A 26,067-nucleotide genomic window follows, 5' to 3' on the forward strand; every position below is an offset into this window, starting at 1 on the left:
CACGGGGATGGCAGACGAAACGCAAATCGACGGCGCGCTGATCGACCCCGTATCGGCGCAACCGAATTTCCATCGCACCGAGTCGAAGATCGCGATTGCCGGCCATCCGATCCACGCGATGCTGGTCGCTTTCCCGATCGCCCTGACCATGTGCACTCTCGGCGCCGACGGGTTCTACTGGTGGACCGGCGATGCGTTCTGGGCGCGCGCGGGGCTGTGGGCCAGCGGCACGGCATTCCTGTTCGGGCTGCTCGCGGGGGTTTCGGGCACCGTGGAACTGCTGCTCGTGCCCGGAATCCGCGCGCGGGCCGCCAGTTGGACTCACTTCGTCATCGCCGTGATGCTGCTTTCGATCCTTGGGGCGAATTGGGGCTATCGCCTGACCATGGGATATGAGCAGGCGGTACTGCCGATCGGCGTGTTGCTGTCCGCGTTCGCCGCGGGCTTTGCCGCGGTTACCGGCTGGCATGGCGGCAAGCTGGTGTTCGACTATCACATCGGCACCTCGTCCACCGGCAAGGGCTGATCCTGCGGCTCGAGCAGCCAGTCGGGCGCGATGCGCTCGCTCAACAGCGGCTTGCCGAGCACCAGGACCAGGATCAGCACCATCGCTGCCGTCGCCACGGTCACGAACGGCCATGCCCGCTTCGGGGCATAGCCGCCGCCGCTTTCGCCGATCGTCACGGTCATGTGCCCGACAAAGCCGTGGAGCAGCACCAGCAACCCGACCAGCACGAGCTTGGCGAACATCCAGGGCACGAACACCCCGCGCAGGAAGATCAGCGCGGTGCCCATCGCGATCGACACCACCGCGGCGGGCGTGACGACGCTGATATAAAAGCGATGCGTGAGCATCCGCAGCCGCGCATAGTCGGTCTGCTCGTCCGCAGTATCGTGCTTGGCCAGCAACAGCGGCAGCCCGACCAGTCCGGCACACCAGATCGACAAGGCAGCGATGTGCAGCAGCTTGACCGCGACGATCATGCCACCCCCGCCGCGCGCAGCCATGCCCGCCGCCCGAGCATCGCCGTCACGACGGCATAGGGAAGGTTGCCGGGCACCCACATGATGAGTCCCGCAAGCTGCTGGTCGGCCACCTGGCCGATCCCCCAGGCCAAAGTCGTGCCGGCATGCGCCGCGTACAGCGCGCCGGGGGCAAAGGTCAGCAGCGCGCCCAGCATCCCCATCTGCGCCATCGCGAGGACCGCGGCGAGCGTCGCGGGCATGGGCGGGGCGGCGAACAACGCCCGCCACAGCCAGAACGCGCTCCCGATCAGCGTCAGCTGCATCAGCCAGTACGTCAGGGTGTCCGCTAGTGCCCGGTCATACAGCGTGGGCACGTGCCACAGCCACAGCGTCGCGGTGGCGACCAGAAGCGCAACGCCCAGGTCGCTGTTCCGCCGCGCGGGAAACGCCAGTGCGAGCAACGGCGCCGCAACGGCCACGATCAGCAGGTGATGGACCGCGCGCGCGGAGAACAGCGCGACGCTGAGCGCACAGAGCGGCGACACGAATGCCACTGCCAGCACTGCGACCCCGCCCAGACCAGGCGCGGGCCTGTTCGAGCGCAGTGCGAGAAGCGCGCAGACCGCAAGCGCGCCCAGCAGCACCGGGTCGAAATTCCAGCGGAGCAGCCAGTCCTTGGGAAAGGGCGGGCTGCCGCAATAGCTCGTCATTGCCATCTCGTTCCCGTCAGTCCCCGCGGCGCAGCGCGTCGTGGCCAAAGGCCATGGTCAGCGCCAACACCGCACCGCCGACGATATTGCCCAGCGTGCTGCACGCCAGATTGACGGCGCCCGCCGCGATATCCGGGGTCGCCGTCGGCGCTGCGAGCCAGCCGAGCGGCAACAGCGACATGTTCGCGACCGAATGTTCGAGCCCCGCCGCGACGAAGACCGTGATCGGCCCCACGATCGCGAGAATCTTCGCGGGGAGCGTCCGCGCGGTCATCGCCATCCACACGGCCAGACACACCAGCATGTTGGCGAGGATACCGGACGCAAAGATCGCCGCCGGCGGCTTGGCCAGCTTCCCCTCCACGACCGACATCGCCGCCGCGCCGACTCCGTCCCCCAGCCCGCCCGCGCCCGCGAACAACAGCACGATCGCGACCGAGCCGATCAGATTCCCAATCCACACCACTGCCCAGGCCGCGACCATCCGCGGCAGAGCGAGCGCGCCGGTCGCGGCAGGAAGCACCATCATCGTGTTCCCGGTGAACAGCTCGGCCCCGACGATCATCACCAGGATAAGCCCGGTCGAAAATGCGGCGCCGGACAGGAGGCGCACGGCGCCCTCCTCGCCCATATTAGCCTGCGCGACGAGCGAGCCGAGCGACCCAAAGGCAATGAACGCCCCGGCGAGCATCGCCAGGACAAGCATGCGGGCGAAGGGCTGACCCGCCTTGGCCGCCAGTGCCTCCGGTGCGATCGAAGCAATGGCGCCCCCGACCGGGTCCTTCAGAGCCTCCGCCTCCGCCATCAAGCCGCCGCTTCGATGCGGACCGGAACCGCCTTCGCCGCCGGAGTCTTCGATTGGCGATCATGGTGCGTGACCGCGATCAGCGGATTCAACTCGGGATAATAGCCCACGATCGTCCCGTCGGGCAGATTGAAGGGCACGATCTCCAGCCCGTCGATGCGGCGGGCATGGCCGTCGCCGGCATCGCCGACCAGCGCGATACGCTGTCCGGCGCGCAGCCCCGCGCGATCGATATCGGCGGGGTTCATCAGGACGACGTCGCGCTTGCCCTCGATCCCGCGCAGCCGGTCGCTATAGCCATAGATGGTGGTGTTGAACTGGTCGTTCGAGCGCACCGTGACCAGCCGGTAGCGGCCATCGGCATCGGCGACGTCGGTCGCCGCCAACATCTCGGGCGAGGTGAACACCGCCTTCCCGCTCTCGGTCTTCCACTCTCGCTCGCGCGCGCTGTTGCCGCGATAAAAGCCGCCCGGCTCGAACATCCGCGCGTTCATGTCGTGGAACTGCTCGTGATAGGTCTCGGCGATCTGGTCGCGCACCAGCGCGTAATCGCCGGTCCACGCCTCCCAGGGCACGTTTGGGTTGGGCGCGACCGTCGCCATCGCCATGCCGGCGACGATCGCCATTTCGGATTTCAGATGCTCGCTCGCCGGAGTGCGGTGGCCGAGCGACCCGTGGATGTGGCTGAAGCTGTCCTCGATCGTCACGGTCTGCGGACCGCCCGCCCGAATGTCCTCCTCGCTGCGGCCGAGGCAGGGCAGCAGATAGGCGGTGCGCCCATTGAACAAATGCCCTCGGTTCAGCTTGGTCGCGATCTGGACCGTGAGCTGCATCTTCTCCCACACGGGCTCGATCCGCGACTGGTCCGGAATCGCGCGCAGGAAATTGCCGCCAAGCCCGATGAACGCATGGACCGTACCGTCCAGCAGCCCCTCGCACACATCGACCGTGGTCATGCCCTGGTCGCGCGGCGGTTCGAAGCCGAACTGCGCCGCGATCTTGTCGAGCGGGACGAGCTCGGGCTTTTCCGACATTCCGACAGTGCGCTGTCCCTGCACGTTCGAATGGCCGCGCACCGGACAGATGCCCGCGCCGGGCCGCCCGATATTGCCGCGCATCAGCAGCAGGTTGACCAGCATCGCGATGTTCTCGAACCCGTGGACATGCTGGGTCAGCCCCATGCCGTACACCCCGATCACGCGCTTCGCGTCGACATAGACGCGCCCCGCCGCCTCGATATCCGCACGGCTCAGGCCCGATTCCTGTTCGATCCGCTCCCAGGACGTGGCGTCGGCCAGCGCATGGAACGCATCGAACCCGGTGCAATGCTCGGCGATGAACGCACGGTCGATCACGGTGCCGCCTTGCCGCTCGTGCTCCGCGAACACGAACTTGCACAGCCCCATGATCGCGGCGATGTCGCCGCCCGCGCGCACCTGGAGATAGTTGCAGCTGATCTGCGTGCCCTTGCCGGTCAGCATCTGGGCCGGGTTCTGCGGGCTGATGAATTCGATCAGCCCCTTTTCGCGGATCGGGTTGAAGGTAACGACCTTGCACCCGCGCTGGACCGCCTTTTGCAGCGGGTGGAGAAAGCGCGGACTATTGGTGCCGGCATTCTGACCGAAGAAGAAGATCGCGTCGCATTCTTCGAAATCATCGAGAACGCAGGTGCCCACGGGCGACCCGATCAGGCTGTTGAGGGTGACCGACGTGGTCTCGTGGCACATGTTCGAACTGTCGGGCAAGTTATTGTGCCCATAGAGCCGCGCGAACAGCGCATAGGCATAGGTCGTCTCTAGGCTGGCGCGGCCCGATGCATAGAAGATCGCCGACTTGGGATTGATCGTCTTCAGCTCGGCACCGATCGAAGCGAATGCTTCGTCCCAGCTGCACGGCACATAATGGTCGGTCGCGGCGTCATAGCGCATCGGGTGCGTCAACCGCCCCTGATGCTCCAGATCGTGATCGCTCCAGCTGCGCAACTCGGTCACGCTATGTTCGGCGAAGAACTCGGGGGTGCAGCGGTGGGACGTCAGTTCCCACATCGTTGCCTTCGCCCCATTCTCGCAGAACTCGAAAGCATGGGGATGCTTCGGCTTGCCCCAGGCGCAGCTGGTGCACATGAAGCCGCCGGTCTTGTTTTGCCGCCGCAGCGTGTCGAGCGCGCCGAGACTTGGCCTTTCGCGCAGCGCGGTGTCGCGCATGCCCCGCACCGATCCCCAGCCGCCGGTTGCGCTGTGATACTCGACGGTTTTGGGGTCTTTGGTCATGTCTTGCTCCTCCGCACGCTTGGGATACGCGTCCCGGCGCGTTTCGGTTCCGCCCGAGACCGCGCAAAGTGCGTCTGGACAGCGGCGGAACAGGCGATAGAGCGTTGCTATTACGCGACATGTATCAGGGCCATTTCCGCGTCATTTCGTTGTATCGAATAACAATGGAGCGCGAGGAGATGCCGACAAGATGACAGCGCCCCCTGCCTCCGTCGCACCGATTTCCGGCGATTCGGCGACGCGGATGCGATTGCTGAGGGTCGAAGCCACCGGCGGGACCGCTGCGATCGATCGCGCGATCGCTCGCGAGGTGCCGATAGCGATCGAGTTCAATGGCATTGGCTATGCGGTGCTGATGGCGACCCCGACCGATCTGCACGACCTCGCCTTCGGCTTTGCGCTTGCGGAGCGGCTGATCGAGGGCGCCGAGGATATCCTGGATGTCGAGAGCCACGCGGTAATGGCGGAGGCAACGACGGGGGTCGTCCTGCGCGCCACGCTCGCAGCGCACTGCGCCGATCGGGTGGTCGAGCGCGTTCGGCACCGCGTTTCCGAATCATCGTGCGGGCTGTGCGGCATCGAGAATCTCGAACAGGCGTTGCGCCCGATCCCTTCGGTCACCGCGCTTTGGGAGGGCGAGGATACAGCCGTGTTCCGCGCGCTCGCCGCGCTGGACCAGCGCCAGCCGCTCAACCGCGAGACCCGCGCCGTCCACGGCGCAGCCGCCTGCACGCGCGACGGCGATCCCTGGCTGGTGCGCGAGGATGTCGGTCGCCATAATGCCTTTGATAAACTGATCGGGGCGATGCTTCGCGCCGGGCGCGGCTGGGGCGGCGGCTTCGCGTTGCTGACGTCGCGTTGCTCCTACGAACTGGTCGAAAAGGCAGTGCTGTCGCAATGCCCGATGCTGGCGACGCTGTCGGCGCCCACTACGCTGGCGCTCCAGCGCGCCGAAGCGGCCGGACTTCCGCTGCGCGTGCTGGTGCGCAGCGACGCGCTGCTGGCGACCCGGGCGGCGGGCACATGAGCGCGACCGGGTTCGACGCCGCGCTCGCCACACTTGCCGCGCATGCCCTGCCGCTCGGGCAGGAAAGCATACCGCTCTCCAAGGCCGGACGGCGTATCCTGGCGGCGCCGGTGCTCGCGCGGGTCGACGCGCCGCGACAGGACAGCGCCGCGATGGACGGCTTCGCGCTGCGCGCCGCGGACCTGGCGGGAGGCTGCACCCGTTTTCGCATCCTTGGCGAGAGCTTCCCCGCGACTCCGTTCGATGGCTCTGTCGGCGCCGGCGAAGCAGTGCGGGTCGCGACCGGTGCGCCGATGCCGACCGGCACCGACTATGTGCGCATCGTCGAGGAGGCGATCGTCGACGGTGCGCTGGTGTCCTTCGCCACTCCATCGGAGCGCAGCGCCGTGCGGCGTCTCGGCTCCGACTTCGCCTCCGGCGCGACGGTCCTCGAGGCAGGGCGCGTGCTCGAGCCCCGCGCGCTGGTCGCCGCAGCCGCCGCCGACGCGGCCAGCGTCACGGTATGGCGGCGCCCGCGCGTCGCGGTGCTCGCGATCGGAGAGGCGCTCGTCGCCCCGGGAAGCGCGGCGGACAGTGCTTCTCCGCACGCCCTTCCCGACAGCCTGTCGGAGGCGATCCTGCTCCTGGCGCATCAATGGGGCGCCAAGCCGATCGGGCAGTCGAGGGTCGGGGACGCGGGCACTTCCATCCGCGCCGCCGCGGCGGAATTGCTCGCGGGGTGCGACGTCCTCGTGCTCGTCGGCGGCGCGTCGCGCGGTCGGCGGGAAGACGGGATGGCCGCGCTGGCGCCGCTCGGGCTGGAGATGCAGTTCGCGGATCTCGCGATCAAGCCGGGGCGGCCGACCTGCTATGGTCGGATCGGCGCGGCGCATGTGATCGCGCTGCCCGGCAATCCCACCGCGGCGATGACGATCGCGCGAGTGCTGCTGGTGCCGTTGCTGACCGGGCTGGCCGGGCGCGGGATCGACGCGGGGCTGCGCTGGGTGGAACTGCCGCTGGCGGGCGGCGCCCCGCAGGGCGGCGGGCGCGATCGCTTCCTGTGCGCCGAGAGCGTCGGCGCGGGGGTCCGCATTCTGGACCGCGAGTCGCTCAACGGACAGGCGCTGTTGACGCGTGCCGACCTGCTGGTCCGGCTTCCTGCCACCGGACCGGCATTGCCGCACGGGGCTACCGTGCCGACGCTGCGCTTTTAGGACATGGCGATGCGCATCCTCGGTGCCGTGCTCGCGGGCGGGCAATCGCGCCGCTTCGGCAGCGACAAGGCAATGGCGCGGATCGGCGACATGCTGCTGATCGACCATGTCCTCCAGGCGCTCGCGCCCCAGGTCGATGCGCTGGTGCTGTGCGGGCGATCCTGGGGCGGGGTGGATGCGCTCGTCGACCGGCCCGCCCCCGGACTGGGCCCGCTGGGCGGGCTCAACGCGGCGCTGCATCATGCGGCGGAGCGCGGATTTGCGGGGGTATTGAGCGTCCCGGTCGACGTCTTCCCGCTCCCGCCCGACCTGCGCGAGCGGCTCGTCGGCGAGACGCCGCGCACGCTGCTCCGGCAGCACGCGCTCGGCTATTGGCCGGTCGCACTGGCGCCGCTGCTCGACGCCCAGCTCGCCGCGGGCGCGCGGTCGATCCGGGCGTGGATCGACGCGAGCGGGGCGTCGGCGCATGACGATGCCGCACTGGGCCTGCGCAATATCAACACGCCGGGGGACCTGCCGCACGACGGTTCGCTCGGGGGCTAAGGGCCGCGCCGCGATCGCCGCGTTTTCGCGAAAGGAACCCTGATTGCGCCGCCCCACCCCTTCCGGTATAGCGCCAGCCTTCTCACGCCCCGGCTGTCGCGCGGACTTCCGCGCCGCCGGGGCAGCGCATTTTCAGGGGTACCCGCCGACATGGCACGCCGCCGGCAAATCTACGAAGGCAAGGCCAAGATCCTCTATGAGGGTCCTGAGCCCGGCACGCTGATCCAGTATTTCAAGGACGACGCAACGGCGTTCAATGCCCAGAAAAAGGGTACGATCAACGGCAAGGGCGTTCTGAACAACCGGATTTCGGAGCATGTCTTCACGCTGCTCGGCGGGATCGGCATCCCTACGCACTTCATTCGCCGTCTGAACATGCGCGAACAGCTGATTCGCCAGGTCGAGATCGTGCCGATCGAAGTCGTCGTCCGCAATGTCGTCGCCGGGTCGCTGGCCAAGCGGCTGGGGATCGAGGAAGGCACGCCGCTGCCGCGCACGATCGTCGAATATTATTTCAAGGACGATGCGCTCGGCGACCCGATGGTCACCGACGAGCACATCCTGTGCTTCGGCTGGGCGTCGCAGGAAGAACTGCACGACATGGCCGACATGGCCATCCGCGTGAACGATTTCCTGTCCGGTCTGTTCGCCGGGATCGGCATCCGCCTCGTCGACTTCAAGCTCGAATTCGGTCGGATCTGGGACAATGACTATGCCCGCATCATCCTGGCCGACGAAATCAGCCCCGATGGCTGCCGGCTGTGGGACATGGTGACCAACGAGAAGCTCGACAAGGACCGGTTCCGCCGCGATCTTGGCGGTGAAGTCGAGGCTTATCAGGAGGTTGCGCGCCGTCTTGGGCTTTTCCCGGAAGGTGCCGACTCCGCCGTCCTCGACCTGGAAAGCCACCGCAAGCGCCGGGGCAAATAGCCCCCGGCGCAGCGATCGCTCCGATTCCCGCTATTTCCGATTGCGGGAATCGCCCTTCGGGGTCATAGGCGCGGCCATGAAACTCCGCATCATCGTGACTCTGAAAAACGGCGTCCTCGATCCGCAGGGAAAGGCGATCCAGCACGCGCTTTCCGGTCTTGGTTTCGACGGCGTCGATGACGTCCGCGCCGGCAAGATCTTCGAACTCGACGTCGCTGATTGGACCAGCGACTCCGCGATCGACGAGATGTGCCGAAAGCTCCTCGCCAACACGGTGATCGAGAATTATCGGGTCGAGCGGGCATGAAGACCGCCGTCATCGTCTTTCCCGGCTCCAATTGCGATCGCGACATCGCGGTTGCGCTGGAAGCGGTGACCGGCCGCAAGCCCGACATGGTGTGGCACGGCGAGTCCGACCTGCCTGAGGGGCTCGGCCTGATCGCGCTCCCCGGCGGGTTTTCCTATGGCGACTATCTGCGCTGCGGCGCGATCGCCGCGCGCTCGCCGGTGGTGAAGGCGGTGGTCGAGGCCGCCAATCGCGGAACTCCGGTGATCGGCATCTGCAACGGCTTCCAGGTCCTGACCGAAACCGGGCTGCTCCCCGGCGCGCTGATGCGCAATTCCGGGCTCGACTTTGTCTGCCGCGACGTTCCGCTGTCGGTGGAGAACAGCCAGTCGATCTTCACGAGCGGCTATCGCGCGGGCGAGACGATCACGGTGCCGGTGGCGCATCACGACGGCAATTACTTCGCGGACGCAGAGACGCTGGATCGCCTCGAAGGCGAGGGCCGCGTCGCGTTCCGCTATGCCGAGGACATCAATGGCTCGGCGCGCGGGATCGCGGGTGTGCTCAACCAGGCGGGCAATGTGCTCGGCATGATGCCGCATCCCGAACGCCGGATCGAGGCGGCGCATGGCGGCATCGACGGCCGCCGGCTATTCGAGGGGCTGCTCCACGCGATCGCGTGACGCGGCCCGCCGGATCAGCATCGGCACCAGCAGCACGAGCAACGTCGGACAGAGCATCGTCAGCCACAAATCGTGGAGCGATGCGCCCAGCCGATCCTCGCCGCTGGCAGGATTAAGCATATCATAGGTCTCGTTCGCGAGTTCGAGCGCGAGCAGCACGCCCCAGGCGCGCCAGTCCCACGGCACCCGGCGCAGCACCACTGCTGCCGCAAGCAGCACCAGCATGCCCGCAAGCGCGTGGAGCGTCGAATCGGGAAGCGCCGTCGCCGTTGCCAGCCACGCCTTGCAATGCTGCCAGAAATTCATGGGCGCTGCGAAAACAGCCGGGTGGTGCGCGCGAGGACCATTAGCGATGTAGGCCAGAACATCGTGTTCCAGAGATCCTTCCAATTGCCCCATAAATGGATGGGGGTATGATACACGATGCTGTCGCGCAGGTCCCAGCCCTCACCGGTCAGCGCAACGGCCAGGACAACCGCCAACGGCTTCCACGAGCGCAGGTTCCAGCGGAACAGCAGCGCCGAGCCGAGAAACAGGCCCAGCCCGACATAGACGTGCAGCGCGTCCTTGGCGAGGTCGACATGCTGGACCGGCCACAGCTTCACGGCCTGGAGCAGGCTCATCAGACGCGCGTGGCGAACGGCGTGAAGTCGGTGCCCTCGTCATACACGTCGACGCCCTCGCGCCGCTTGAGAAACCCGATGACGACATAGGTCACCGGCGTCAGCACGACCTCCCACGCGACCTTGAGCGCCCATTGGGTGAACAGCACCTGGATCACCAGATCGGTGGTCCATCCCACCGCGTATAGAAAGGCGAGCGGATAGAAGATCAGGCTGTCGACCCCCTGCCCCGCGATCGTCGAGCCGATCGTGCGCGCCCACAGCATCCTGCCGCGAGTCAGCAACTTCATCCGGGCGAGCACATAGGAATTGACGAACTCGCCCGCCCAGAAGGCGCAGACCGATGCGAACACGATCCGCGGCACCTGGCCGAAAATCGTCTCATAGGCGCCCTGGTTGCCCCAGCTCGGCGCCGGCGGCAGCGCGACGACGACCCACGCCATCACCGCCATGAACAGCACGGCGCCCGTCCCCGCCCAGATCACCCGGCGCGCACGGGCATAGCCATAGACTTCGGTAAGGACGTCGCCGATCACATAAGAGACGGGAAAGAACAAAATCCCCGCGCCGAACGGCCAATAGCCGATTCCCGGCAGCCAGACCTGCGCGACCTTGCCCGCGCCAAGCACGTTCGACAGCAGGATGATCGCAACGAACGCGGCCATGACGAAATCGTAATAGCGAAAATGCCCGCCGGTCAGCGCGCTGGCGGCGATTGCCGCGGGTGGTCGTGCCCCTTCATTCATGTGCAAACTATGATCGCGGTTCCGTCGCCGCGCAATCCATGGCAGAGGGCGTCCGCAGCGCGCGCCCGTAGCTCAGCTGGATAGAGCACATGCCTTCTAAGCCTGTGGTCGCTGGTTCGAATCCAGCCGGGCGCGCCATTTCCCTTTTAGGGCCGGAAATCTCCTCTAACGCCTTGAACGGCAAGGATATTTCAGGGGTTTGAAAGCCGGTTTCCCGCGAGTAGGCGAGACGTTCGGCAAAGACCAGTTTCATCATCGCCCGGCGATCTTCCAGCGCACCGCTTTCCCAGAGATTCCAAGGGTTTGCGAGGAACTTCATCGAGGTTTGAAAAACCTCGTCATAGTCCCGCACGGGCGTGCCGCATTTGGCGATGTTTTCCGCCAGAATCAGCTTGTCATGTTCCAGCTCACCGATCTTGCGTTCATACGCGCCGATGATCGTTGCGTTGTCCGCTTCCACGATACGGTCGAGCAACTGGCTGATTTTCTTTTCCACCGCAGCCGTTTCCAGCTTGAGGGCCGCGCGGCGTTCCTTCACGCCCTTTGTGCGGCCTTCCCAAAGGTTGCGGAACATCGTGGTCGCGAGGGCCACCAGCTCATGCGAAGGCGTCAGCGAGCGCACCAGCGCTTCCAGCGCGGTTTCCACCTTGGCGCGGGCAATCGACTTGCCATTGCTCACGCAGCCCTGCTGGCGGCACATGTAATAGGGATATTTGCCGCCTTTGCCCTTGGACCACGTTGCTGTCATCGGATGGTTGCAATCGCCGCAGGCGACAAAGCCGCGCAGCGGAAAATCGGCATTGATGTCCTTGCGCGACGGCGCGCGGGCCTTGCCCGCCAGCCGGTCCTGATGATGTGGACGCCCCCGCACCGACCGACAGTTGCTATGCTGCCGGTCGGTCAACCGAGAGGAAGAGGAGCGTTTGCATGACGATCACGACGATTGGGCTCGATCTGGCGAAGAGCGTATTCCAGGCACACGGCATCGACGAGAGCGGTGCCACGGTGCTGGTGAAGAAACTGCACCGCAAGCAGATGCTGCCTTTCTTCTCGAAGCTGCCGCCTTGCCTGATCGCGGTGGAGGCCTGCGGAACCGCGCATCACTGGGCTCGCACGCTTGCAGCGATGGGCCACGAAGTCCGCCTGATACCGCCATCGTACGTCAAGGCTTACGTGAAGCGGGGCAAGAGCGATGCGCTAGACGCCGAAGCGATCTGCGAAGCCGTGCAGCGGCCGACAATGCGGTTCGTACCCGTCAAGACGATCGAGCAGCAGGGCATTCTTATGACCCATCGCGCCCGATCCCTTCTCGTACGGCAACGGACGATGCTCGCCAACGCTCTGCGTGCGCATCTTGCCGAGCTGGGCCACGTTGCCAACCCCGGCATTGGCAACCTCGCCAAGCTGGCCGAGCAGGTGATGGCTGACAGGAATGCCTTGCCATCCTACGCCCGTACGGCATTGGAGATATTGATCCGACAGATCATGGCCGTCAGCGCCGAGATTGCGGAACTGGATCAGCAGCTTGCCGCTTGGCATACCGAGAGCGAGGCCAGTCGCCGACTTGCCGCGATCCCCGGCCTCGGCATCATCACGGCAACAGCAATAGCTGCAACCGTTACGGATGCCGAGCAGTTCTCTTCAGGCAGGCAGTTCGCCGCCTGGCTCGGTCTGACACCGCAACAACACTCAACCGGGGGAAAAACCAGACTTGGCGGCATCTCCAAACAGGGCGACCGATACCTGCGCCGATTGCTCGTCGTCGGAGCCACCGCAGTCATGCGCCACGTCAAGGATAAGCCAACGCCGATGGCGGACTGGATCAGGAAGCTCTCCGAGAAAAAGCCCTTCCGGCTCGTCTCGGTGGCCCTGGCTAACAAACTCGCTCGGATCGCTTGGGTCGTGCTGACCCGCAAGGAGGCCTATCACCCTTACGCCAATTTGACCTGATCAGCCCAGGTCACCCGAAATGGTAATGGCAGTCGATGATGAGTAACGATCGAGCCAATGGTGAGACCAACCCGTCTGATTCAATGCGCTTCAACGCGCGGCAGCCTGTTTAGGGACCTCACCGGCGGATTTCCATCAGGGCCAGCGGCAACACGTATGCCGCACAAACAGGCCGGACATATGAAAGCAACCGATCAAACCCATCCCGACAAAATGCCCTTGCCAAGGGGGCGTCCACATATGAATCAGGTCAAAGGTTTCCAGCGAAATCAGGCCCTCATGCTGGGCCTTCTGCAAGGGCAGCTTCCAGCTTGGAACCTCAAGATAGCCCGCATAAAGCGGCTGGGTCAGTATCTGATGCACGCGCTCATTCAGAACCAAGCCGTCCCGGCCAGTCGGGAAGGGAGGCGTTGCTTCAAAAAACCGCTTCACCTCCGCCTGTGAATCGAAGCGGCCAGACGCATAGCCTTCCAGCGCCTCTTTGATGATCGAGGCCAGCGGCTCATTGCGCACCAGCACTTTGCCGCCGCCGGACTGGCGCTCGAAGCGATAACCCCATGGTGCCTGAAACACCCAATAGCCGTTCATGACGCGGGCGCGCATCCGGTTCTTGGTCTGCTCGGCATTCTTCTGGCGCTGATGCTGGGCCGCGCTGGCCAGCACGTTCTCCATGAACAGGCTGTCCGAATCCTCGCGGAACACGATGGACGGCGATTCCAGCAGGCCACCGGCTGCGGAAATGTCATCACGCAGCTTGCGGAATGAGACGACATCGCGGGCAAGGCGGGAGAGATCATCGATGATGATGACCAGCGGATCGCGGCGATTTTTGCGGAGCATGGCGAGCGCGGCGCGCATCGCTGGCCGGTCAGCGGTTGCGCCGGTGTAATCCTCACGGAATACTTCCAGCACGTCCAACTGGCGATAAGCCGCATATTCCCGGCAGCGCGTTTCCTGGCTGCCGAGGCCGTCGCCGCGCACCTTCTGTTTCGCGTCGGACACGCGGCAATAGATAATAGCTTTCTGGTTTGTGTTTCTGCTCATGGCGCAATCTGCCCCTTCGGGCCTGAATCGATATGGTTCGCGCCCCCGGCATCGGGGTCAACAGTTTCATGTTCTGGATTGGCTTGGATGTTAGCACGTTCAAAGGCCGCCTGAAAACGGCTCTTTTGACCGGCTGCCAGGGAAATCTGATCGGTCTGAACGCCGAAGGCGCTATCGACAAAATGCGACATGATGGAATGGACGATGCAGATCAGCTCGTCCTTGCGTTCTACGGACAAATTGATCCCGGCAACAAGTTGCCGGTACTGCTCCATATCTTGTGTCGAAATCACCGACACTGCCAAACCCCTTCGCTGCAATAAGCAGCGCCTCTATTTGATGAGGCGCAGGAGTTTTGTAATTCACCGTTTATCCTGATTTGGGAGAAACGTCTTAAACTCTACTGCGCCGTCTGCATTGTTCGTCAATTTGAACAATGGCTGTAAAATAATCATACAATGAATGGTTGAGAGCTTGCAACTTTAGGTTAGGTTTTGTGAGTTGCAATTTGCCCCTTGTGCAGCTCACGCACATCGCCAATCTGATCCTTCCACGGATCGACCGTGTAGAACGGCAGGCGCTCACAGACGAACAGCGGCGGCACGCCAGCAACTTTGATGATCTGCCTGCCCGCGCCGACCGCGCGGATATCCTCTGATTGCAGCACCGGGCGGCGCGCCTCGCTGCGGTTGGTGCCTGCGCTTTCCACAGCGCCCCCGCCCACGTTCAGGCCGTGGGTGACGATGGTGCGGTTGCCCGACCATTTCTCGACATCGCGCAGCAGGTCCGGGTCTTCCACGCCGGTCATCGTGAACACGGCGGCCTGATCCTCAAATTCCTTCACCGCTTCCCGCGACCAGCGGCTTTCCATCGAAAACCGCCCCTGTGAGAATATCCATAGCTGGATGCCCCGGCCACGATACAACCGCAGGGCTTTCAGAATCGCGGGCGCAGGCGGAAGCTGGGGAAACTCATCGAGGATGAAGCAGGTGCGAAGCTGGCCCGGCTCGCGGGCAATCGCTTCAATCGCATAGTTCACGATGAGGCTGATCCACGGCGCGATGACGCCCAGCTTCTCCGAAGGGGTAATGAGGTAAACCGTGTGCGGCTCATGCTTGAGCCGGGCGAAGTCAAAGCCGTGTGACCGCGTGGCGCGTTCCAGCGTCTTGCCCGGCTCGAACGGGTTCAGGGCTTCTATGGCTTCCGACTTGTAGGCTTCAAACTGTTTTGGCGCATCGACGAAGGTTGCCCGGAGCGCCCCGGCGCGGCGGGCGATGCCTTCTATGCCGCAGGTTTCCATCATCATGAACGCTCTATCCAGGTCATCAGTGGAGGCGTTCACGAAGCGCCACAGGCCGCCCAGATTGCACTGGTCAGGCTCGCAATGCGCCAGATATTCCATCCGGGTTGCCAGCAGGCGGAGTGCGCCTTTGCGCACCCAGCCATTGCCGCCGTCTTTCGGGCCGGGCGGCAGCAGGATTTGCGCGATCTCATCGGCCTGCGTGTCAATCTCGCCGCCGCCCTGCACAATGTCGGTCAGGGTTTGCAGCGGGTTGATGGCCGTGTTCGGCAGGCCGAGCAGCCCGAACGGGTTGAGATAGATGCAGGGCTGGCCCAGCGTCTGGGAACGATGCTTGAAGGAAGCGAAACAGTTTTCGCCATCCTTCACGTCCACGACCAGCAGCGAGCGGTCACGCACATGGGCGAGATTGGGCAGTATCCAGTCCCGCCCCTTGCCGGAACCGGCGCGGGCGTAGCTCAGCATCTGCCCGTCACCGGCAAAGAACAATGCGCGGCCATCGAGCACGCCGAGAAACAGGCCGTTGGCATCAAGCAGCCCGGCATCATGAGCATCATGGATGCTGGCCAGCCGCCCGTCGCCATATTTGCCGGACGGGGCAGCCGTGGCCATGAGGTAGTGCTGATACGCAGCATGAGCGCGGGATTCCTCCTCGCGCTCACGCCGGTCGGCATCCTGTGCCATGCTCATCAGGCGCATGGACCAGCTTGCCAGTGTTTCAAGCCGCATCAGTTGCGCGCCTGCTTTGCATCACGGCTGATGCGCGGAGGAGCCGGGATCACGATGGGCTTCACCTTTTCCAGATCGGCGCGCACCTGTTCGGGCGACGGCAGGCCGGTATCCCAGCCTTCGATATTGATGGTGATGCCCTGCTGAACAGCATCGTCCAGCTTGCTCCGCATCCGGGAATAGAGGTCATCGGCATATTCGTCGATTTTCTCCGCCGTCTTCGGATCGAACGGGCGCAGCACGTTGGCGAGCGTCTCAGCCCAGTTCAGGACCGTGCCGCTGCCTTCCTGCTGCTGGCGCTTCTGGATCATAATCTGGTGGGTGTAATCCTGCTGGATGCGGGTGGTGGCTTCCGCAAACAGCCGGGCGCGCTCATAGGCCGCCTGATAGTTGGCGACGATGGCCTGCACCTGCCCCTGATATCCGACCTGCTGCTGGTTGACGCTGATCTGGGCCTGCTGGACCCATGCGTCATACATCGCCTGCGTCTCAAGGTCGCGGGCGCGGATTTCGACCTGAAGGCGGCCCTGATATCCGCCCATGACGGCGGAGGGCCGCATGTTTTCAGGCGCAAAGGTTTCAGCAGAAAACAGGGCGAGCATCAGCAGCACCATGCCGACGAACATATGGAAGCCCGCCGAGACGATCTTGTGACCGCGTGGCGGCGCAACAGGCGGCTGGGGCTGGTAGATGGCAGGCGCGGCAGGCAGCGGCAGGACTTCCTGCGTGGCTTCGCCGTTATCGCCGTAATTGATCTTCATGGGCTGTCTCCGGTTGAATGAGTGACCGGAGAATGAAAGCAGGCCGGAAGCCGATATGTGGGAGAAAGCCAACAAAAAAGCCGTGGCGGATCAGGCCACGGCTATCAGATGTGCAGGATCGGCTTATTTCGACTGGCGACTGCGATAGGCGTCATAGGCCATGGCGATCAGACGCAGGCGGGGAATGACCTTTTTCTGGACCGCCTGTTTCGGCTCCCGGTCGGCCAACTCGTAGAAGCCGTCCACCCAGCGCTCCTCTTCAATGAAGGCAGCTTCGGTTTCCGGCAGGTCTTCAGGATCGATCATTTTGCCGTCAAACGTCATGTACAGCCCCTGAAATCCGTAGATTTCATCCGCGACCCAATCATAGAAATGGCGGCGGTTGATGCCGAGATCGCGGACATCCCGCGCCAGCCGCCGAAGGTAGGCACGCCGCATCAACTCCTCGTCGGTCGGAATGCGCAGGAAACGGCTGGGTCTGGCATCTCGCTCCAGAGGCGACCACAGTGCTTCATTATCGCGTGTCTCGCGAGGCCGCCGTCGCTTGGCTCCCCGTAATGGCCAGATGCGGATGAACTGCCATACAACCCATGCCGAGACGCGCATTTTTCTGCTCCTTCATGTTCACGCGCGAATCATCATGACGGGAGGTTATCGTCGGTGCGGGAAAAAGACGGCGAAAAGCATCACATCCTTTTCGTTTAATCTTCGGCGCCCGCCAGAGCGGGACCGGTTGACATAGAAGCTAATTAAGTCGATATTTCTTGAAATGTCGAATCCAACATCCCCGACCGATGCAGTCGGTGCTCTCAGCGCCCTCGCTCACGAGCAGAGGCTGGCCGTGTTTCGTCTGCTGGTCAAAGCCGGGCCGGAAGGCTTGTCGGCAGGCGCGATTGCCGAGGCGCTGCAAAGCGCGCCGTCTTCCCTGTCGTTTCATCTCGCCCACCTTCACCGCGCAGGGCTGGTATCCCAGCGACGCGAAAGCCGGTCGCTGATTTACACCGCCAGCTATGACAGTCTGGTCGGCCTGATCGGCTTCCTGCTGGAAGATTGCTGCGGTGGTCGCCCCGAATTGTGCGAGCCTTTAACGGATTTGATCCGGCAGGCGACCTGCTGCCCGGCTCCTGTTCAGAGTGCGCGGGCATGAGCGGCAAGACGTCCAGCGCCATGTCGCTGTTTGAGCGCTACCTCACGCTTTGGGTGGCGCTTTGCATCATCGTCGGCGTGGCCCTGGGACATTTCTTCGCGCCCGCCTTTCAAGCGATTGGCGCGGCGGAAGTCGCCCGCGTCAACCTGCCTATGGCCGTTCTCATATGGCTGATGATTATTCCCATGCTGGTGAAGGTCGATTTCGGTGCGCTTGCTGGCGTTCGCGCCCATTGGCGCGGCATCGGCGTCACCCTGTTCATTAACTGGGCCGTAAAGCCCTTTTCAATGGCGCTGCTGGGCTGGCTGTTCATCGGCTATCTGTTTCGCCCGTACCTCCCGGCGGATCAGATCGACAGCTATATCGCCGGTCTGATTCTGCTTGCTGCCGCGCCCTGCACAGCGATGGTGTTCGTCTGGAGCAACCTGACGGACGGCGAACCGAATTTCACGCTTTCGCAGGTGGCGCTGAACGACACGATCATGGTCGTGGCATTCGCGCCTATCGTCGCCCTGCTGCTTGGTATTTCCGCCATTACCGTGCCGTGGGAAACACTGACGCTATCAGTGGGCCTCTACATCATCGTTCCGGTTATCGCAGCGCAGGTGATCCGCCGCGCCCTCATGGCGCACGGCGGTATCGAGGGACTGAACACCGCCATGTGGAAGATGCAGCCGGTTTCGCTCGTATCGCTGCTGGCGACGCTGATCCTGCTGTTCGGCTTTCAGGGCGAGCAGATTATCGACCAGCCGGTCGTGATCGCGCTGCTGGCTGTTCCCATCCTGATTCAGGTCTATTTCAATTCCGGGCTGGCCTACCTGCTGAACCGCGCGACGGGCGAAGCGCATTGCGTTGCCGGGCCGTCTGCCCTGATCGGCGCGAGCAATTTCTTTGAACTGGCGGTCGCCGCCGCAATCAGCATCTTCGGATTTCAGTCCGGCGCGGCGCTGGCGACGGTCGTAGGCGTCCTGATCGAAGTGCCGGTGATGCTCTCCATTGTTGCCATCGTGAACAGATCAAAAGGCTGGTATGAGGCAGGAGGCGCAGTTTCGCGCCGCCGTGTCACGCCTGCCGCAACCCCAGAGGCAGAAGCATGAGCGATTTCCCTATCACCATCTATCACAACCCGGCCTGCGGTACGTCGCGCAATGCCCTCGAAATGATCCGGGCGGCTGGCTACGCGCCGAATGTCGTGGAGTACCTGAAAAGCGGCTGGGAACGCGCTCAGATCGAAGGTCTGCTGGCCGATATGAAGGCCGCGCCGCGCGCCATCATGCGCGAGAAAGGCACACCGGCTGCCGCACTTGGACTGCTGGCAGAAACCGCGACAGACGATGATATACTGGACGCAATGGTCGCACATCCCATCCTTGTGAACCGTCCCATCGTCGTGACCCCGAAAGGGACCAAGCTTTGTCGTCCGTCAGAGGCCGTGCTTGACCTGCTCGACCGCCAGCCTGCGGCGTTCACAAAGGAGGACGGAGAGGTTGTGAAAATTGGCGACGCGTGCGCGCTTCGTCCGTGAGCGCCGACATGACCGCGTTTCCCGCCCTCTCACCTGAATACCTGACGACCCCAACGCTCGACCTGCTGGAACCGACGCACCCAGCGTCCCACAGGCCGCGCTTTCTGCTGCTGTATGGTTCACTGCGCGAACGATCCTACAGCCGGTTCGTCATCGAGGAATGCGCGCGTCTGCTGGAGCATTTTGGCGGAGAGGTGCGCATATTCGACCCGTCCGGCCTGCCTCTGCCCGACAGCGTCGATCCGAGCCATCCGAAGGTCGCCGAATTGCGCGAGCTGTTCATCTGGTCGGAAGGTCAGGTTTGGTGCAGCCCGGAGCGTCACGGCACGATCACCGGCATCATGAAAGCGCAGATCGACTGGATACCATTGGCCATGGGTGGCGTAAGGCCATCACAGGGGAGAACGCTGGCCGTTATGCAGGTCAGCGGCGGTTCGCAGTCGTTCAACGCCGTGAATGCGTTACGCGTTCTTGGTCGGTGGATGCGAATGGTGACGATCCCTAACCAGTCTTCCGTCGCCAAAGCCTATGAGGAGTTTGATGACGAAGGCCGCATGAAACCGTCATCCTATTACGACCGGATCGTGGACGTGATGGAGGAGCTGTTCAAATTCACGCTGCTGATCCGCGACCGTTCGGATTACCTCGTTGACCGCTACAGCGAGCGCAAAGAGTCAGGGCTGGAGACAGCAAAGAATTTAACGGCTGCTGCCATGAGTCACGAAATTGCGAGTTAGCGGCTTCTCAAGAGCAATGCCGTTCCATGACCGGCGCGCATCTGACTGAACCTGGCCACAAGAAACCTTCACTTCAATTTCAGCGCCCGCCAGAGCGTGACGCGGTTGACGCCGAGCCGGGATGCGATCCCGGCGACTTTCCCGCCCGCTGCCAGATCGGCCTTTGCTGCGGCCAGATCTGATGGCGCGAGTTTGGGCCTGCGGCCAAGGCGCTGCCCGCGCCGCCGCCTTGCCTGCAATCCTGCGCGTGTCCGCTCGGAAATCAGCGCCCGCTCAAACTCCGCCAGCGCCCCCATGATGTGAAACACCAGCCGACCACCCGCCGAGCTGGTGTCTATCGCTTCCGTCAGGGATACGAGGCCGCAGCCGCGCGCCGCAAGATCACCGGCCACACTGAGCAGATGCGGCAGCGACCGGCCCAGCCGATCCAGCCGCCACACCACGAGCATGTCGCCCGCCTGTAACGACGCCAGTGCCGCCTCAAGCCCGCGACGCGACGTTGCCCCGCCCGATATGCCCTGATCCTCATGGATGATGGCGCAGCCTGATATTCGCAGCGCGTCGCGTTGCAGGTCGAGATTCTGGTCGTCGGTCGAGACGCGGGCGTAGCCGATTCTGGTCATGCTGGATGCTCCGTTTGCAGGAGCCTTACCCACGCGGCAAAGCCGGGCGGGTTGCAGAAACGGGCGTTGGCGCAACCGCAGGAAGGGCATGCCAGCGCGCGGCCCATAGACAATATCCCGCCTGAACCGACGATGAACTCGTTGCCGTATAGAAATAACCTGCAAATAAAACGCGATATATAAATCAAAGCTGCGTACATGGTTTAATATATCCCCGTTTATTAAACGCTCAAACGATCTTTTGACTCGATTTGATCGTGCCGGTTTGTACGGTGCGTCGGTTCGTTAAGTCCATTCATGCGGGGGTTTTCATGGGTTGCGGGGTTTCAAGCGCTTGCAGGAGCGCCGCGATGATTGTGGCGGCTGCGTCGGCATTCAGCGTCAGTGCAGCGCACGCCATCGAGGAGCGCACCTGCCTGCCGTTCAACGATATGGTGGCCGCCCTTCGCGCCGAAGGGCAGCACACCATCGTGCAGGGCGACAAGGTCGGGCTGGACAAAGGCCCGCGCGCCCTTGTGATCTACACCGGCAACGATGATGGCTCACGCGGCTATGAGGTTGGCGGCCACCGGAAGGTCGAAGGCCGGATGCCGCCCGAACTGTGCGTGCGGGCAACGCTGACCAATGTGCGGTTTCACAATGCGCTTGAGCGCACCGTGCCTGCATCGTGGCGGCTGCCCCGCTCGCTGACGCCGGAACAGGTGCGCGCCGAGGCCGAACGGCGTGGCCTCGCGATGACTGCCGATTATAACCGCTCGCTGGATCAGGGAGCCAGATATGGCGGCTATCCCGTGCTGAAGGCCAATCTTGTCATTGGCGGAAAAGCAACGGGCGCCTTTCTCGATGTCCGTATGGCCCCTGCCGATAAAACGGGAGCGTCTGCTTCCGTCAGTCCGACCGGCTTCTCATGGCAGACCGACGTGCTGGTAAACATGGGCTACGGCCAGTTCGCTCTGGAGCGGTTCAAAAGCCTTGCCGGGCAAGGTGCGCCAGCCCCTCACCAGTAAACCGGGCAAACTCGGCCGGCATCATTTTCCGGCCTTCTCACAAAGCACTTATCGGAGGTAGTGATGGACATCCTGCGATCTGGGGAAAAATCGCAATCGCGACTGATCGAAAAGTTATTCGTTGTCTGGATGATCGCAGGCCTATTGGTTGCTGCGTTCGGTTTTTGGAGTTCGGGATATGTGCTTTGCATGCCCGATCCGTATATACCCGCCCACGTGCAAAGGCAGGGAATGTGCCCATCGGACGTTCCGTTTCTGTCGCGGTTTTTCAGCATTGCGCTTGGTTTTGGCGGGTACGCCATTGCAGCGTTGTTCGCCGCAGTGGCCATGCTGATGGCGGAGCGCCGCTTCAGCTCGCTCTCTGAGCGCCCGGATTTCTTTTCAAAGGCTTTTGGCTTTGGCCTGACCCTGTGCAGCTTGCCGGTCGGCTTTCTTCTCATCCGATTCATCTCCAACCTGAGCATGCTCTGGCTGCTGAGCTTTTGACGGTATTGATTAATGGTCAGATAGAGAAACTGGCCGCGTTTTGCTGACGCGCGCTATCAGCCGCAAGGGCAAGGTCTTCGGGTCTGGAAACCACTGGCGGGTTGTTCACGGCGGCTGAGAATTCAGATTGCAAGTCGGATTGCGTGGCCGGAGCCGGTTCGGCAGCCGATGTCGTTGACGCATTTGTCTGGCTGGCTTCAAAGGCCACATCGCTGATCAGTGACGCTCTGGTATTCCCGACTTGCGCAAGACCAGCACTGTCAAAGCTTGTCGATGCGGAGCTGATCTGGGCCATCGTGGCACGTGGCGCGTTCAGATTCTCAGTGTATCTTGTCGCCCCTTGTACGACCGCGCCAAAGCTGGGGTCTGAACTTAGCTCTCGAATCCGCTCGTTTTGCTCATCCGTGCGCTTGCCCGGCGGGATATTTTTCAGCCGCGCCCATTCGGAATAGCGATCCATGGCCGTGTCAATCTGGGCATCGGTCAGGTTCGGGTTGTCGGCCTTCATTCTTGCCGACACCGCTGACCGGAATGCGGCATCTTCGGTCAGGCGCTTGCCCAGCCTGCCATGTTCGGCCACGGTCATGGTTATGCCGCCAATGGTAATCTGTTCCTGAAGGTAAGCCAGTTCGGCCATGCCGTCGCGCAACGCTTCCCACTCATCCTCTTCGCGCTGGCGCTGTTCATCGGCTTCCGCCGCGTTCAGTTGCACGCCGGATTTGTTGCCAGCCGTGGATGCGTCGAAGGCGTTGGCGAAGAAATCATCGGTGCCGTAGGTGAATGCTGCGCGCGCAGTGGCGGGATCGTCCGTCTCTGTTCCCAATATCAGGTCGAGCCGTGGCAGACCCGTTGGCGATCTGTAGACCATCCTCACCGCGATGCTTGTTTTCAATTATGAAAATACAGAATTTTACTTAAATCAAAGTTAACGGCCCGTATTTATCCTATCTGCTGGTATGTTTTGATTTTAATTGACGGGAGGTAAAAGTGGTAAGCGCAACAAGTCTCACTGGCGCGGCTGGCGAGCATTATGCCATGAGCGAACTTCTTCGCCGGGGTATGATCGCAGCGCTTGCTCCGGCTGGCGTTCCCAACTGTGATATCGTCGTAACCGATGAGATCGGAGATCGGCTCTGCGCGGTTCAGGTCAAGACCCGGAACAGCACCGGCACGGATGGCGGCTGGCATATGAGCAAAAAGCACGAGACGCTTACCAGCAAGACGCTCTTCTATTGTTTTGTGGATTTCGCGATGGGCAAGGAATGCGGCCCGTTCACCTATGTCGTTCCGGCTGCCATCGTCGCGCAGACGCTCGCCGAGTGTCATCAGGCATGGCTGGATCAACCGGGCAAAAGGGGGCAGCAGCGCAAGGACAACGACCTGCGGCGGTTCCTGCCCGATTACAGCCATCTTGAGATGGGCAAGTATCAACAGGGCTGGTTGGAGCCGTTTCGTGAAGCATGGCATCTGCTTGCGCGGGAAGCCAACCAGAGCTGAGCATCTCTGCCCGATGCCTTTTTCCAGCTTTCTCCCAAGCTGCTGAACCCCAGCGCGTAGCCTTCTCCCATCGCGGCAGTTCCGCCGCATGAGGAGAAAGCGCCATGCTCACCGTTATCGCTTCTGTCGCCGCCCTGACGCTGGCGAGCGCCGCTCCGATAAAGCCAGACCAAGGCTTCGCGATGGAATGCACGGCTTTGTCGCCTTCCAGTCAGGCCAAACTGGATTATGGTCCGCATGAGGGCAGCGAGAAAGTCACGCTCACCGGCACCATCGACACAAAGCGCGGCGGTTTCAACCTGTCCAGAATCAGCGGTACGGGTATCGCCCGGACCGGCTGGCTCCCGATCAACAAATTCGACAATTCCGGCCCGTATGCCAGCGCCAACTGGCAGGGAGCCGATGGCCTCTACCGCTTCTTCGGCATCCATTTCGTGCCGAAAGGCGGGGCCTTCGTGATGATCGGCTTCACCCTGCGCGGTGGCCGCAAGGTGATGGAATACTACAGCGGCTATTGCACGATTTCCTGACCGCACACTTATGCCGGAACCTGAACCGGGCGGGGCGAAAGTCCCGCCTTTTTTGTGCCTGGCCCATCGTCGCCGGACTGCGGAATTCAGACGTGAGCGGCGCTTCCCTTACAGCAGGGCGGTGGCAGGTCATTGCCGATTCTTCCCGCCGACCCCTGAGAATTGAGCCGCGAATTTGCCGAACGAGAGCCGCCGGTCAACAGGCTGCCCGCTCCATTCGCGCCCGTTGCACAGGCGCTCCCGTGTTGCCTGTTCCGCCCGTGCCGGGCTGACCGCCAGCTTATCCCGTCCGGCCCTTTCCTTCGCGTCCTCAGAGATCAGCGAAAGGAAAACGGACATGACGACATTCTACGCACAGCCCTACGACATCAGCGCCGCAGGCTTCTATTTCGAGAGTTTCGACGACTATCAGGCAAAGGCTTCCCTCGCGCGAAACGATTACGGCCAGCCGGTTGAAGAGTTCGAGCTTCAGTTCATCGACGGTGCCGATATCGACGCTGCCTTTGCGGAGGCTTTCGGCATCAATCAGGCCAACATCGCCCGGTTCATCGCGCTTGCCGACGAATGGGACGCCGATCAGAAAACCCGCTTCATCATCGCGGTCGGCGAATGCGGCTATAACAGCGACTGCGATCCCGACGATCTTGATATCGGCATCTACGACATCGAATGCCTGACCGAGCTGGCCCGGCAGTTCGTCGATGAAGGCCTGTTCGGCGACATCCCGGAACGCATCGCCAGCTATCTCGACTACGACGCCATCGCGCGTGACCTGTCGTTTGATTACGCCATCACCACCGTGGCGGGCCGCAGGCTTACCTACCGGTGCGCCTGAACCGGCGGCGCTTCTACGCGGCTTTCTCCCATGGGAGATCAGCCGCGCAGATATCCTCGCTGCAAAGATTTGCAGGAGACAATCGTGGCCGCTGTCACCCCCGGACGCATCCAGTACCTCAAGGGCGAATTGCTGGATGAATGCTATCGCATCGCCGACGATCTCGGCCTTGACCTTGAAGGCGAAGCCATCCGGCACGGCCTGCTCACGCCCCGACAGGTACGGAACGCATTCGATGGTATGCCGCCGCGCCTGTCGCTGACCCGGCTGGTCGATTTCCTGTTCACGCTGCGTTCGCGGTATAACTTCCCGCTGCCCGAAGAAGAGTTCATCTCCGATGAGCCATGCCTGCCCTTCCACGAGGGCGACGATGATGACGGCATTCCCTGGTGACTGATAGCGCAGCGTCGTAATGCTCAATCGATAGTCGGACTGGCAGCGTCCCCACATCACCACCGGGCCACACCTGACGGCCTCTTTCATGGGGTTATGACCTGCTGCGCAGGCGATCAATGCGGCTCGCTTCCTTTCGTGCAGCTCCGCCCCGTTGCCGGTCGCGCGTGTTCCCCGCGCGAGCATTTGATCCCCTGCTTTTCCAGCAGGTCGCGTGACTCCCATGAGGCCGACGGAATGACCCGGCGGCAAAAACAGGAGAACGCAGATGACCGAACAATCCAACCGCCCGACCTTCCGGCTCTACACCGTCACCGGCGACGGCGATCACACCCGCTGGACCGATATCGGGGTGGCATGGCGCACCCGCGACGGCAAAGGCTTCACGCTCAGCCTCAACGCGCTGCCGCTGAATGGCCGGATCGTCATGCGCGAGGCAAAACCGAAAGAGGAAGAGGCCGCCGCATAGGCGGCCTCAACTCAGCCGAGGCGCAGGCCGCGACGGGCAAGCTCGTCGCGGATCAGCGTATATGCGGCGGATGCAGTGACGAAGGCGCTGCTCAGGCGCGGGGCTTTCGCCATCTCGCGTGATGCGGCGCTGAACAGGCCGGTCAGCTGGGCATCGGATTTGCTGCGCAGATCGTTCGCGGTCAGTTTGAACATCGTTTCCTCCATGTGGCTGGCAGCCGCCATTGGCTGCGGCTGGAGGAGCCGGAGACTG

Annotated in this window: 34 protein-coding genes, 1 tRNA gene and 1 pseudogene; 20 read left to right on the plus strand and 16 right to left on the minus strand. The window is 63.0% G+C overall.

What is annotated here, in order from left to right; translation table 11 throughout:
* Nucleotides 1-7 precede the first annotated feature (7 nt).
* On the plus strand, nucleotides 8-526 hold the full coding sequence (locus TS85_RS07615; RefSeq protein ID WP_044331438.1) for a DUF2231 domain-containing protein: 519 nt from the start codon (nucleotides 8-10) through the stop codon (nucleotides 524-526).
* Here TS85_RS07615 and TS85_RS07620 read toward each other — a convergent pair.
* Genes TS85_RS07620 through TS85_RS07635 form a run of 4 tightly spaced genes read right to left on the minus strand, consistent with a single transcriptional unit; the run spans nucleotide 493 to nucleotide 4,751 of the window.
* Nucleotides 493-1,008 (minus strand): CopD family protein, encoded by a 516-nt coding sequence (locus TS85_RS07620; protein WP_077228514.1) that lies wholly within the window; start codon nucleotides 1,006-1,008, stop codon nucleotides 493-495. The genes TS85_RS07615 and TS85_RS07620 overlap by 34 nt on opposite strands.
* Nucleotides 981-1,676, minus strand: a complete 696-nt coding sequence (locus TS85_RS07625; RefSeq protein ID WP_044336044.1) for a cytochrome c oxidase assembly protein — start codon at nucleotides 1,674-1,676, stop codon at nucleotides 981-983. The genes TS85_RS07620 and TS85_RS07625 overlap by 28 nt, the downstream gene beginning before the upstream one ends.
* A gap of 16 nt (nucleotides 1,677-1,692) precedes the next feature.
* Nucleotides 1,693-2,481, minus strand: coding sequence for a formate/nitrite transporter family protein (locus TS85_RS07630; RefSeq protein WP_044331439.1), 789 nt, complete (start codon nucleotides 2,479-2,481; stop codon nucleotides 1,693-1,695).
* A complete protein-coding gene (locus TS85_RS07635) occupies nucleotides 2,481-4,751 on the minus strand; it encodes an FdhF/YdeP family oxidoreductase (RefSeq protein WP_044331440.1) in 2,271 nt (756 codons plus the stop codon). Before TS85_RS07635 ends, TS85_RS07630 begins: the two co-directional genes overlap by 1 nt.
* A gap of 190 nt (nucleotides 4,752-4,941) precedes the next feature.
* Between TS85_RS07635 and fdhD the strand changes: the two genes are divergently transcribed.
* From fdhD to purQ, 6 genes are all read left to right on the plus strand, one after another.
* Nucleotides 4,942-5,778 (plus strand): formate dehydrogenase accessory sulfurtransferase FdhD, encoded by an 837-nt coding sequence (gene fdhD / locus TS85_RS07640; protein WP_077228515.1) that lies wholly within the window; start codon nucleotides 4,942-4,944, stop codon nucleotides 5,776-5,778.
* Nucleotides 5,775-6,971, plus strand: coding sequence for a molybdopterin molybdotransferase MoeA (locus TS85_RS07645; protein ID WP_044331442.1), 1,197 nt, complete (start codon nucleotides 5,775-5,777; stop codon nucleotides 6,969-6,971). Before fdhD ends, TS85_RS07645 begins: the two co-directional genes overlap by 4 nt.
* Before the next feature lie 9 nt (nucleotides 6,972-6,980).
* Complete coding sequence (gene mobA / locus TS85_RS07650; protein ID WP_044336045.1) at nucleotides 6,981-7,514, plus strand: molybdenum cofactor guanylyltransferase; 534 nt, start codon at nucleotides 6,981-6,983, stop codon at nucleotides 7,512-7,514.
* A 150-nt stretch (nucleotides 7,515-7,664) separates the two neighbouring features.
* Entirely contained in the window at nucleotides 7,665-8,444 is a 780-nt protein-coding gene (purC, locus tag TS85_RS07655; RefSeq protein WP_044331443.1) for a phosphoribosylaminoimidazolesuccinocarboxamide synthase, read from the plus strand.
* Nucleotides 8,445-8,520: 76 nt separating this feature from the next.
* Nucleotides 8,521-8,751, plus strand: coding sequence for a phosphoribosylformylglycinamidine synthase subunit PurS (purS, locus tag TS85_RS07660; protein WP_044331444.1), 231 nt, complete (start codon nucleotides 8,521-8,523; stop codon nucleotides 8,749-8,751).
* On the plus strand, nucleotides 8,748-9,413 hold the full coding sequence (purQ, locus tag TS85_RS07665) for a phosphoribosylformylglycinamidine synthase subunit PurQ (RefSeq protein WP_044331445.1): 666 nt from the start codon (nucleotides 8,748-8,750) through the stop codon (nucleotides 9,411-9,413). The genes purS and purQ overlap by 4 nt, the downstream gene beginning before the upstream one ends.
* On the opposite strand, the gene TS85_RS07670 is transcribed toward purQ, so the two are convergent.
* Genes TS85_RS07670 through TS85_RS07680 form a run of 3 tightly spaced genes read right to left on the minus strand, consistent with a single transcriptional unit; the run spans nucleotide 9,381 to nucleotide 10,782 of the window.
* Nucleotides 9,381-9,719: a hypothetical protein gene (locus TS85_RS07670; RefSeq protein ID WP_044331446.1), complete on the minus strand. Its 339-nt coding sequence runs from the start codon at nucleotides 9,717-9,719 to the stop codon at nucleotides 9,381-9,383. The two genes, purQ and TS85_RS07670, sit on opposite strands and share 33 nt — an antisense overlap.
* The gene (locus tag TS85_RS07675; protein ID WP_044331447.1) at nucleotides 9,716-10,036 is read right to left on the minus strand and encodes a hypothetical protein; all 321 of its coding nucleotides are present in this window, start codon (nucleotides 10,034-10,036) and stop codon (nucleotides 9,716-9,718) included. The genes TS85_RS07670 and TS85_RS07675 overlap by 4 nt, the downstream gene beginning before the upstream one ends.
* Nucleotides 10,036-10,782, minus strand: a complete 747-nt coding sequence (locus tag TS85_RS07680; protein WP_044331448.1) for a queuosine precursor transporter — start codon at nucleotides 10,780-10,782, stop codon at nucleotides 10,036-10,038. The genes TS85_RS07675 and TS85_RS07680 overlap by 1 nt, the downstream gene beginning before the upstream one ends.
* Nucleotides 10,783-10,843: 61 nt before the next feature.
* On the opposite strand from TS85_RS07680, the gene TS85_RS07685 reads away from it, so the two are divergent.
* Nucleotides 10,844-10,920, plus strand: a tRNA-Arg gene (locus tag TS85_RS07685).
* Nucleotides 10,921-11,461: 541 nt separating this feature from the next.
* Here the strand turns inward: TS85_RS07685 and TS85_RS26400 are convergent.
* Nucleotides 11,462-11,530: pseudogene (locus TS85_RS26400) on the minus strand (hypothetical protein); the annotation flags it as partial.
* A gap of 179 nt (nucleotides 11,531-11,709) precedes the next feature.
* Here TS85_RS26400 and TS85_RS07695 point away from each other — a divergent pair.
* On the plus strand, nucleotides 11,710-12,732 hold the full coding sequence (locus tag TS85_RS07695; protein WP_044329667.1) for an IS110 family RNA-guided transposase: 1,023 nt from the start codon (nucleotides 11,710-11,712) through the stop codon (nucleotides 12,730-12,732).
* 135 nt (nucleotides 12,733-12,867) lie between these two features.
* Here TS85_RS07695 and TS85_RS07700 read toward each other — a convergent pair whose 3' ends face one another.
* The 5 genes from TS85_RS07700 to TS85_RS07720 form a co-directional block, all read right to left on the minus strand.
* Nucleotides 12,868-13,776, minus strand: a complete 909-nt coding sequence (locus tag TS85_RS07700) for a recombinase family protein (RefSeq protein WP_077228517.1) — start codon at nucleotides 13,774-13,776, stop codon at nucleotides 12,868-12,870.
* Nucleotides 13,773-14,075: a hypothetical protein gene (locus TS85_RS24045; RefSeq protein ID WP_155006336.1), complete on the minus strand. Its 303-nt coding sequence runs from the start codon at nucleotides 14,073-14,075 to the stop codon at nucleotides 13,773-13,775. Before TS85_RS24045 ends, TS85_RS07700 begins: the two co-directional genes overlap by 4 nt.
* 188 nt (nucleotides 14,076-14,263) lie before the next feature.
* Complete coding sequence (locus tag TS85_RS07710; protein ID WP_077228518.1) at nucleotides 14,264-15,805, minus strand: type IV secretory system conjugative DNA transfer family protein; 1,542 nt, start codon at nucleotides 15,803-15,805, stop codon at nucleotides 14,264-14,266.
* The gene (locus tag TS85_RS07715) at nucleotides 15,805-16,566 is read right to left on the minus strand and encodes a hypothetical protein (protein ID WP_044331452.1); all 762 of its coding nucleotides are present in this window, start codon (nucleotides 16,564-16,566) and stop codon (nucleotides 15,805-15,807) included. Before TS85_RS07715 ends, TS85_RS07710 begins: the two co-directional genes overlap by 1 nt.
* Nucleotides 16,567-16,689: 123 nt before the next feature.
* Nucleotides 16,690-17,172, minus strand: coding sequence for a hypothetical protein (locus TS85_RS07720; protein WP_155006337.1), 483 nt, complete (start codon nucleotides 17,170-17,172; stop codon nucleotides 16,690-16,692).
* A 163-nt stretch (nucleotides 17,173-17,335) separates the two neighbouring features.
* Between TS85_RS07720 and TS85_RS07725 the strand changes: the two genes are divergently transcribed.
* From TS85_RS07725 to arsH, 4 genes are read left to right on the plus strand one after another with little or no spacing between them, the layout of a single operon-like run.
* Nucleotides 17,336-17,713, plus strand: a complete 378-nt coding sequence (locus tag TS85_RS07725; RefSeq protein WP_044331454.1) for an ArsR/SmtB family transcription factor — start codon at nucleotides 17,336-17,338, stop codon at nucleotides 17,711-17,713.
* A complete protein-coding gene (gene arsB / locus TS85_RS07730) occupies nucleotides 17,710-18,810 on the plus strand; it encodes an ACR3 family arsenite efflux transporter (RefSeq protein WP_227698710.1) in 1,101 nt (366 codons plus the stop codon). The genes TS85_RS07725 and arsB overlap by 4 nt, the downstream gene beginning before the upstream one ends.
* The gene (gene arsC / locus TS85_RS07735; RefSeq protein WP_044331455.1) at nucleotides 18,807-19,238 is read left to right on the plus strand and encodes an arsenate reductase (glutaredoxin); all 432 of its coding nucleotides are present in this window, start codon (nucleotides 18,807-18,809) and stop codon (nucleotides 19,236-19,238) included. The genes arsB and arsC overlap by 4 nt, the downstream gene beginning before the upstream one ends.
* A gap of 8 nt (nucleotides 19,239-19,246) precedes the next feature.
* Nucleotides 19,247-19,975: an arsenical resistance protein ArsH gene (arsH, locus tag TS85_RS07740; RefSeq protein ID WP_044336048.1), complete on the plus strand. Its 729-nt coding sequence runs from the start codon at nucleotides 19,247-19,249 to the stop codon at nucleotides 19,973-19,975.
* Nucleotides 19,976-20,043: 68 nt separating this feature from the next.
* Here the strand turns inward: arsH and TS85_RS07745 are convergent, their stop codons facing one another.
* Nucleotides 20,044-20,598 carry a recombinase family protein gene (locus tag TS85_RS07745; protein WP_044331456.1) on the minus strand — a complete coding sequence of 185 codons (555 nt, stop codon included), beginning with the start codon at nucleotides 20,596-20,598 and terminating at the stop codon, nucleotides 20,044-20,046.
* A 350-nt stretch (nucleotides 20,599-20,948) separates the two neighbouring features.
* Between TS85_RS07745 and TS85_RS07750 the strand changes: the two genes are divergently transcribed.
* Nucleotides 20,949-21,605, plus strand: a complete 657-nt coding sequence (locus tag TS85_RS07750) for a hypothetical protein (RefSeq protein ID WP_044331458.1) — start codon at nucleotides 20,949-20,951, stop codon at nucleotides 21,603-21,605.
* A gap of 63 nt (nucleotides 21,606-21,668) precedes the next feature.
* A complete protein-coding gene (locus TS85_RS07755; RefSeq protein ID WP_044331459.1) occupies nucleotides 21,669-22,091 on the plus strand; it encodes a hypothetical protein in 423 nt (140 codons plus the stop codon).
* A gap of 16 nt (nucleotides 22,092-22,107) precedes the next feature.
* Here TS85_RS07755 and TS85_RS07760 read toward each other — a convergent pair whose 3' ends face one another.
* Nucleotides 22,108-22,983 carry a hypothetical protein gene (locus TS85_RS07760; RefSeq protein ID WP_155006338.1) on the minus strand — a complete coding sequence of 292 codons (876 nt, stop codon included), beginning with the start codon at nucleotides 22,981-22,983 and terminating at the stop codon, nucleotides 22,108-22,110.
* A 143-nt stretch (nucleotides 22,984-23,126) separates the two neighbouring features.
* Between TS85_RS07760 and TS85_RS07765 the strand changes: the two genes are divergently transcribed.
* The 5 genes from TS85_RS07765 (at nucleotide 23,127) to TS85_RS07785 (ending at nucleotide 25,815) form a co-directional block, all read left to right on the plus strand.
* A complete protein-coding gene (locus tag TS85_RS07765) occupies nucleotides 23,127-23,588 on the plus strand; it encodes a hypothetical protein (protein WP_044331461.1) in 462 nt (153 codons plus the stop codon).
* Nucleotides 23,589-23,692: 104 nt separating this feature from the next.
* Nucleotides 23,693-24,118 carry a hypothetical protein gene (locus TS85_RS07770; RefSeq protein WP_044331462.1) on the plus strand — a complete coding sequence of 142 codons (426 nt, stop codon included), beginning with the start codon at nucleotides 23,693-23,695 and terminating at the stop codon, nucleotides 24,116-24,118.
* Nucleotides 24,119-24,455: 337 nt separating this feature from the next.
* A complete protein-coding gene (locus TS85_RS07775; protein WP_044331463.1) occupies nucleotides 24,456-24,953 on the plus strand; it encodes an antirestriction protein ArdA in 498 nt (165 codons plus the stop codon).
* Between the two features lie 84 nt (nucleotides 24,954-25,037).
* Nucleotides 25,038-25,346, plus strand: a complete 309-nt coding sequence (locus TS85_RS07780) for a hypothetical protein (protein WP_044331464.1) — start codon at nucleotides 25,038-25,040, stop codon at nucleotides 25,344-25,346.
* Between the two features lie 268 nt (nucleotides 25,347-25,614).
* Nucleotides 25,615-25,815: a hypothetical protein gene (locus TS85_RS07785; protein ID WP_044331465.1), complete on the plus strand. Its 201-nt coding sequence runs from the start codon at nucleotides 25,615-25,617 to the stop codon at nucleotides 25,813-25,815.
* A gap of 11 nt (nucleotides 25,816-25,826) precedes the next feature.
* On the opposite strand, the gene TS85_RS07790 is transcribed toward TS85_RS07785, so the two are convergent.
* Nucleotides 25,827-26,039 carry a hypothetical protein gene (locus TS85_RS07790; protein WP_155006339.1) on the minus strand — a complete coding sequence of 71 codons (213 nt, stop codon included), beginning with the start codon at nucleotides 26,037-26,039 and terminating at the stop codon, nucleotides 25,827-25,829.
* Between the last annotated feature and the right edge of the window lie 28 nt (nucleotides 26,040-26,067).

Source organism: Sphingomonas hengshuiensis, from assembly GCF_000935025.1.
Taxonomy (GTDB): domain Bacteria; phylum Pseudomonadota; class Alphaproteobacteria; order Sphingomonadales; family Sphingomonadaceae; genus Sphingomonas; species Sphingomonas hengshuiensis.